Raw genomic sequence first — 6,653 nt, 5'->3', positions numbered from 1 at the left:
TCGCTTGATACGAAGGGTATTCTGTTATAAATCTATGTTTCTATACAGGTTTGTATAGTTTGGTTTAAATTTGTTGTAACAGTTTAGTTACCCATGAAGTCGGCATAGCCGTTGGAAAACAAGTGTTAACTGGCATACCGCCGTTCTGTTGTTGCATAAACCAAATATAATCTGCTGGCAATTTATAGCCAAGTTCCTCTTCTATAGAAGCAATCATTTCAGTAGTGGGGGACACTTCTACATAATTTTTATCCGCATAATCGCTTTTTTTCCAAAATTGACTGAAATCACGCTCATGAAAAGGTACAAGCTTATCATCTAGCGCTTCCGCTGACTTTTTCATAATATTCCGACAGGTTACTATATACTCTTCAGTTCTAGTATCAAACTGTAATTCCTTCGCTTTTTCAAATGCAGCCAGTGCTTCTTGCCATTCCTGGATATAGAAATAAGCATAGCCAACACGCCAATGCCAATCTGCATCTAGTTGCCCCTGTTTTTTTACTGTGCATAATTGGGACAATGCTTCATGATAACGCCCTAAATTATTAAGCGCACGACCATAATGACCTACTATTTCGTAATCTCGCTCTGACTTAGACAATTGTTCAATCGCTTCTACAATTTTGTCATGTTGATTTTCCTCATACCATTTTTCTAACATATTCAATAATTTTTTTGGCATAATCCCACTCCCTACTTTCACTTCCTTATATATAAAAAAAATTATAATTTACTTCCTCTTCGATCTATAAAGCTCCAAAGGGAACCGTTAGCTGTAAGTGCTGCGTTTCATTGTCATAAATAGATGATATTAAGTATTCGTAATAATCATCTTTGCTATCTTCAACAAGAGTTAGATCTACATTGTATAATCTAACTCTTGTTCCTACCCAAATATTTTCTTCATCTCAAATGTTAATTAAAGGAATCCATTTAGATGTTTCTATCGTGACACCTCTAGCCATTTATTGATTAATTCTACCAAAACTTAAAATTTAGACCAAACGCAAACTATTATAAGTATCTGTCATTTCAAATACATATGAGGTTGATAAAAAGAACCTTATAGTTTCGTCGACTTTGCCTATAAAAACTACCAATACAGTGGTTGTTGAGTATCCCAGAAGATCCAACGGTACGATTCACGTATTGAACTTGTGCCAATCTCATACGGGCTTGGCTCTGTACTAGTCAAATCAAGTACATGGAGCGTTCCATTGTATGTACCGACAAGCAATATTGTCTCGTCAGAGTTTAATGCCATGCCACTGATTGTCCCAGATACGAAGTAACGCCAAAGTTCATTCCCCTCAAAATCAATCATTCGCAAATAACCATATGCGTCACCCATGATATTGCCCCCTTGCACTGCAACACCGGCATATACACGCATACTATCATCTATTGAAGGGGGTTCTTCATTATTGTACTGTTCAAGATCATGGAGTGAAATACCTAGCGTACCTCCATTGTAAAAATGACATGCATTGAACCAAACATGCTCATCATTGGCACTGAACAAGCTGTAATGCGGATAACTCGACATCGGTTCAAACGAGTGCATAACATACTTTTCTATATCTAGTAACAAATGCTCGCTGCCTTGACTTCCATAAGCCAGCCATCTGCCGCTTCGCGAAACAGCTCCATGTGGCATCGCTAAATTTGCTGTCAAGTCATCATCTTCTCTTGTCCACTCCCGTATATTTTCCACTGTCGGGTGCAACAAGATGGCACCTGTTTTCTCAATCAAATAGATGCCATCATGCGACACCACCAACAACTTCGTGCCATCAGCGAATGGAATGACATCTGCGTCCCGATAGCTTTCTGGCTGTAAGGTCTCTATGTCGGGGTAATTTTCGCGCAATTGGTCGATGATTGTCGCCCATGTGTATGTAGCCAGCAGAGAGCCGTTCAACTCTCGATCAGGCTCGCGTACGATACGAACTCCTTGCTCATCCCTCAAAGCAATGTCGCGTCCATCCGCAGAACAACTTGCCGCATGTACATGCTCGATACGGTTTGCTTCCTGTTTATCCATCAAATAGACAGTGCGTGATAAATCTTCATTTTGCGCTGCAACAAGTAATGCACCATCACGTAAAAGCGCAATTGGATAAACAGCTCGCATCAGTTGGCTGTGCGTTTCCTGAAATGGCCAAGAAGCAGCTGGAAACTGTTCACGGAGCGTTTCCAGTTCCTTTGTTCTATTCGCCTGTCTAATAAACTTGTACACTTGCGAAGCTAATTGTCCACGTGAATCTTCAGACGGCTCCTCTCCTGGTGCCTCCCAGTTGCTTTCTAATCCTTTGCGCACATAGGCATTAATCTCACTTGCATAACGTAACCCCTCTTTTCGCCATTTCTGGGATAATTGTAAAGTATCATTTGTCATTGTAGTAGTCTCCTTGTTAATTAACTAATCTGATCATGTTTTACGGTTTCTTCATTATTCTGAAAGCATCCTAACCGAATCCAACTAACCTGCTAATGACTATCACATTATAATCGGAGTCAGATGCCCCAGTGCTAAGGAGCATAAGCTTTATTCTTCTGGAATATTTTCATATAGAAAGATGCCCCTCGGAAATAGGGATTGCCTTCGAACTTGCTTTCAAAGTTCAATCGTGTCAATGTGTTTAACAGGTTGTATAGTTGGTTCAATAATTGAACGATATTTCTCGAATTCTTGTGGGAACGTAATGTCATAAAACGAGCTCCTCGATTCAAGTTAAGTCCATTATAGAACAAACGTTCCCGTTCAGGCTAGTCTAAAATACAAAAGGAGATGTCTGAAAAACTCTTTTGAGACATCTCCTTTGCGACGAGGATAGTGACAATTTGCTGCTGACGCTTCGCTTTCGCGTAAAAAGCATCTCCTCCTGCAATTATTCGTCGTAGAAAACATCTATTGTAACTACCGCAATAGCGGTGTTTTCCTGTACCGAAAGGACAGTGAAAGGTACAATGGTTCTTGGCGAATATTTTAGATACATGAATAAGGCTCCTTTTCTAAAAGACACAAGATTCCTTTTCGCGTCCATTACTCAGGTCAAGAGCCCATAGTCGCAATGCGGCAAACGCTACACCCCAACCATCACTGACATGCACACATTCTTTCTCTAAATCAAGCCACAAATTATGGCTAGATTGCCGGATATCACTGCGCGCCCAGCGGATTGAAACATCTGCAGGCACGGTTTTTCTCATGAAAAAGGACTCTCTTCAACATTGGGTAAATCGCCTCGTTCGTAACTTTCCTTCATTTCAAGAACAAAACTGTTAACTTGGCCCGTCACAAGGAAGCCAACAATCAGCCTTACATCATCGGATGCATAGGCGGCTAGATCAGAGTGACTAGTCTGTCCAATGATTGTTTCGTAAATTTGCTTACTAGCACGATTCTGAAGCATCTCTATCTTCTTTCGATCCGCCACCAACATACTGTCAATGATAGCTGTCAGGTCGCCATGTGCAACCATCCATTTTGAATCAAACGAATCGGCATCCCGCTGATCCAGGTACTGATCAATGACATCAGGATCTCCATATTTCGGATTGACTTCATAGGTGGACAACAAATCGATCCAAGCAGTAGTATGATTAATATCTAACAATGGAATCCTCCTTTTTCTTGATTGTTCAGCAACTCGAAGGTGGTGAACAAATCTGATTTTTTATCAAAAGCAATTGCGATTTTAACTATCTCGGAGCTCTTTTGCTCTCGATTTAAGTAATGCTCTGATTTCATCTATTTTCATCTAAAACATGACAGCTAATAAAAATGACATATTAGCTAGCATCTCCTCAACATTGCACTTCCTACTTTACTGAGAAGTCTTGCTCTTTAAAGAACTAAGGAAAGCTAACCAATTAATAATCTTCCATCCAACCTAGTAATTTTTCTAGCATTTCTTGGATTGGCGCTGATTCTTTTTCAATACGCTGTGCTAGATCCTCCATACTACCAAAAATTTGATATAACACATAACTACGTTGGTAATCTTCTTTGTTCTCCAGTTGATGTATCAATTCAGCTAGCAATTCTAGTTCATCAATGTGAATACTTTTTAACTGCTCGAGCTCCCCCTCATTTGCGCTAAGTAAAATGTCAATCAGTACAGGCATCCGTTCCACTGATAGGTCGTGCATGTTAAGAAAAGCTTCTGTATAGTTATTTTGTACAAGCTGGTGTTCTGAATCAACAAGTGACATATAGTTTTGCACAAGGGGAAAATAAGCATCGCTAAAAAGCCCTAAACCAAATACAGCATATGTTCCAGGCATAGTGGATAGCTCGCTAGGCTCCACGTCCTCATACCATGCATATTCCTCCATTGCCACTTTTGCATAGTCGGCAATCAATGGGAACAGGTTTGGATACGCTAGGCAATTTGCAAAAAATTGATGCAGCTCCGTTTTCGCAAGGCCTTGAATCGGTAAATAGTTTTCTTCCTGACTCTCTAACTGTAAGCTATAGCCCTTGACAAAGCCCGCTTGTAACAAATCGATGATGTAATGCAACGCTTCACGATAGGTTTCTTCTTCCTCAACAATGATGTGAATTGAAATGAATTTTCGAATATCATTGGCTGCTCCTTGAAAGCGCGCACTTTTCCTTCTATGTTCAAAATGATCACTGCCATTTTGTAAATAATCCTCCGCCTCTTGTGAACCAAGTTGCTGCGCCAATTCAAGATATTGCTTACGTGTATCAGGTTCTTTAGATCCGATTTGTAAGGCAATATAAACAAAGAACTCTAGCTCCTTCTGCTTAGGTCTAGCCGCTGAGTTTAGTATCCATTTCGTTTCATATTCTCCTGTCTCCTCAAAATAAACCGATAAAATATACTCCTCTGCCCAATCTTTAAATGCCGATGTATAATCATATTTCCACTGGTTTAAGCGTTCTTCATTCCCGCTATACTTCTCCAATAACCGTTGCATTATTGGTTCGATATCAGCTACGCGCTGATGGAAAAAATGAGGATTGACTAGGCAACGAGCAAAGAAAAATCCATCTTTCTTAGCAGGACATACAGGTAAATCAGCCATCACTTTTGTTTCAATAAAAGTAGCTAACGTTTGTTTCGCTAATGTGAATTTGTCGTTATTTAGTAGCTCTTTTTGATAGCATATCTCACGCCCATCATGCTCAAATTCCAAAATAAGTTGAAGGCGATAATCAAAAAGCTTCGCATGATATTCATCGGATTGGAAAACCGTATCCATTTTGGCACATAAAGCGGAAAATAATTCTTCTATTTGGTTGATGTCTGTAATTTCTTGCATGTAATCGCCCGCTGCTACTTTATAAGCATCATCATGCCAACTAAATGGTTCGTTTGTATAAATAGAAATCGTTCCATAATGAGGGGTTCCCCATTGTAATTTATTCAATTTTTCTGATGTCCATTTCACCTTTACATAATGTTTCACCCCTATATGGAGTCTGCTCCAGTCCTTCGTATTACTAATTCGGTCGTTTTCCTGCTGATAAAATCGCTCTAACTGCTGCCATACATCCGCCAAAAACTGTTCTATATACTGTGACAAATTCATTTCCCCCCATTTGATTGTTTTGTTCTATCAGTAGTTGATTTCGCGTCACAAAAAGGACAATCGTGATTTCTTAATTATCAAACTAGTACCTAATTTTTTGCACCAAAACCACGACTATCCTTGTTCGTATATTTCAATATCCATCAATTCATCACTAGACGGCAAAGTCAGTGCCCCCTTGGATATAGTTTGTGACACAAGTTTCACCCCCTTGTCTTTTGATTTTCAACATAATGTTTTATTGTCTCACTAGATACATTTCCAGCAGTTGAACTTGCTCCCTTAGCTTATGCATGGCGTTAATTGCTTTGACTTTCTTTGCTCTTGCCATTGTGCAATAAGATTTTCTGTCATTTCTTATCCACCTCTCGACATACGATGTAATGATTTAGAAAATCTCCCCCTTACCACTCACATCAAAAAAACCGACTCCATGTTTTTTTGCAAGCTCCTTCATCGTACTATATGCTTCATCCGCTACAGACCAGGCAAAAGCTGTGTAAATCATGGCATAGCCAATACTATATTCAGTCAAACGACTCTCTAACTCGTCCTCTTCATCCGCATCCAATAATTCCTCATCCACCAGATTCATATTGGGGAATTGTTCCACCATATCCTGATACCATTTTTGTAATGCTGGTGTTGTAACTGTTATTGTTACGTAGTCATGTGGTTCAGCCCATTTTGTTTGTTCATCATACCATTGCAAAAATGTTTCTTTATTGTTTGGAGCTTGCTCTTTATCAAAGACCATTAAATCATAACTCATTGTTTTCACCCTCCACAAAAAAAGAATATATGTTCTGTTTTTTATTCTAGCATACTAGCATTTTTTTGAAAACACAGAAAAAAAATCAAGATAAAAACACTGCATTTCCAGCTGGAGATGCAGTGGAAAACGAGTCGTAAACAAACAAAAACAGAAGTGAAAGAATATACCTTCTACGTTTGTTCTACTCAAATAGAAAACATAGAGGGGCATGCACACGACACAGTATGAGTATAGAGAACATCACAGAAATTGTATTACGAGCATTCAAGCGCAAATAGCACTCGTCGATAATATGACCACCGTCATCAAG

Annotated in this window: 6 protein-coding genes and 1 pseudogene; all 7 read right to left on the bottom strand. The window is 39.3% G+C overall.

Annotation, left to right across the window (positions count from 1 at the left end):
- Positions 1 to 64: 64 nt before the first annotated feature.
- The 7 genes and pseudogenes from ACQKOG_RS23200 to ACQKOG_RS23170 all read right to left on the bottom strand — a co-directional run bounded on the left by ACQKOG_RS23200 (position 65) and on the right by ACQKOG_RS23170 (position 6,340).
- Positions 65 to 685, bottom strand: coding sequence for an SMI1/KNR4 family protein (locus ACQKOG_RS23200; protein ID WP_427448354.1), 621 nt, complete (start codon positions 683 to 685; stop codon positions 65 to 67).
- Positions 686 to 1,096: 411 nt separating this feature from the next.
- The gene (locus ACQKOG_RS23195) at positions 1,097 to 2,401 is read right to left on the bottom strand and encodes a PQQ-binding-like beta-propeller repeat protein (protein WP_427448353.1); all 1,305 of its coding nucleotides are present in this window, start codon (positions 2,399 to 2,401) and stop codon (positions 1,097 to 1,099) included.
- Between the two features lie 617 nt (positions 2,402 to 3,018).
- Positions 3,019 to 3,216 carry a hypothetical protein gene (locus tag ACQKOG_RS23190; RefSeq protein ID WP_427448352.1) on the bottom strand — a complete coding sequence of 66 codons (198 nt, stop codon included), beginning with the start codon at positions 3,214 to 3,216 and terminating at the stop codon, positions 3,019 to 3,021.
- The gene (locus ACQKOG_RS23185) at positions 3,213 to 3,623 is read right to left on the bottom strand and encodes a hypothetical protein (protein WP_427448351.1); all 411 of its coding nucleotides are present in this window, start codon (positions 3,621 to 3,623) and stop codon (positions 3,213 to 3,215) included. The genes ACQKOG_RS23190 and ACQKOG_RS23185 overlap by 4 nt, the downstream gene beginning before the upstream one ends.
- 256 nt (positions 3,624 to 3,879) lie before the next feature.
- Positions 3,880 to 5,562 (bottom strand): DUF6138 family protein, encoded by a 1,683-nt coding sequence (locus tag ACQKOG_RS23180; RefSeq protein WP_427448350.1) that lies wholly within the window; start codon positions 5,560 to 5,562, stop codon positions 3,880 to 3,882.
- A 209-nt stretch (positions 5,563 to 5,771) separates the two neighbouring features.
- A pseudogene (locus tag ACQKOG_RS23175) lies at positions 5,772 to 5,840 on the bottom strand (IS200/IS605 family transposase); the annotation flags it as partial.
- Between the two features lie 116 nt (positions 5,841 to 5,956).
- A complete protein-coding gene (locus ACQKOG_RS23170) occupies positions 5,957 to 6,340 on the bottom strand; it encodes a hypothetical protein (protein ID WP_402871642.1) in 384 nt (127 codons plus the stop codon).
- Between the last annotated feature and the right edge of the window lie 313 nt (positions 6,341 to 6,653).

Origin of the sequence: Lysinibacillus sp. NPDC093216, assembly GCF_050280325.1 — a bacterium.
Classification (GTDB): domain Bacteria; phylum Bacillota; class Bacilli; order Bacillales_A; family Planococcaceae; genus Lysinibacillus.
Note: the sequence above shows the minus strand (reverse complement) of the source record. Positions and strands in the feature narration are given on the sequence as shown.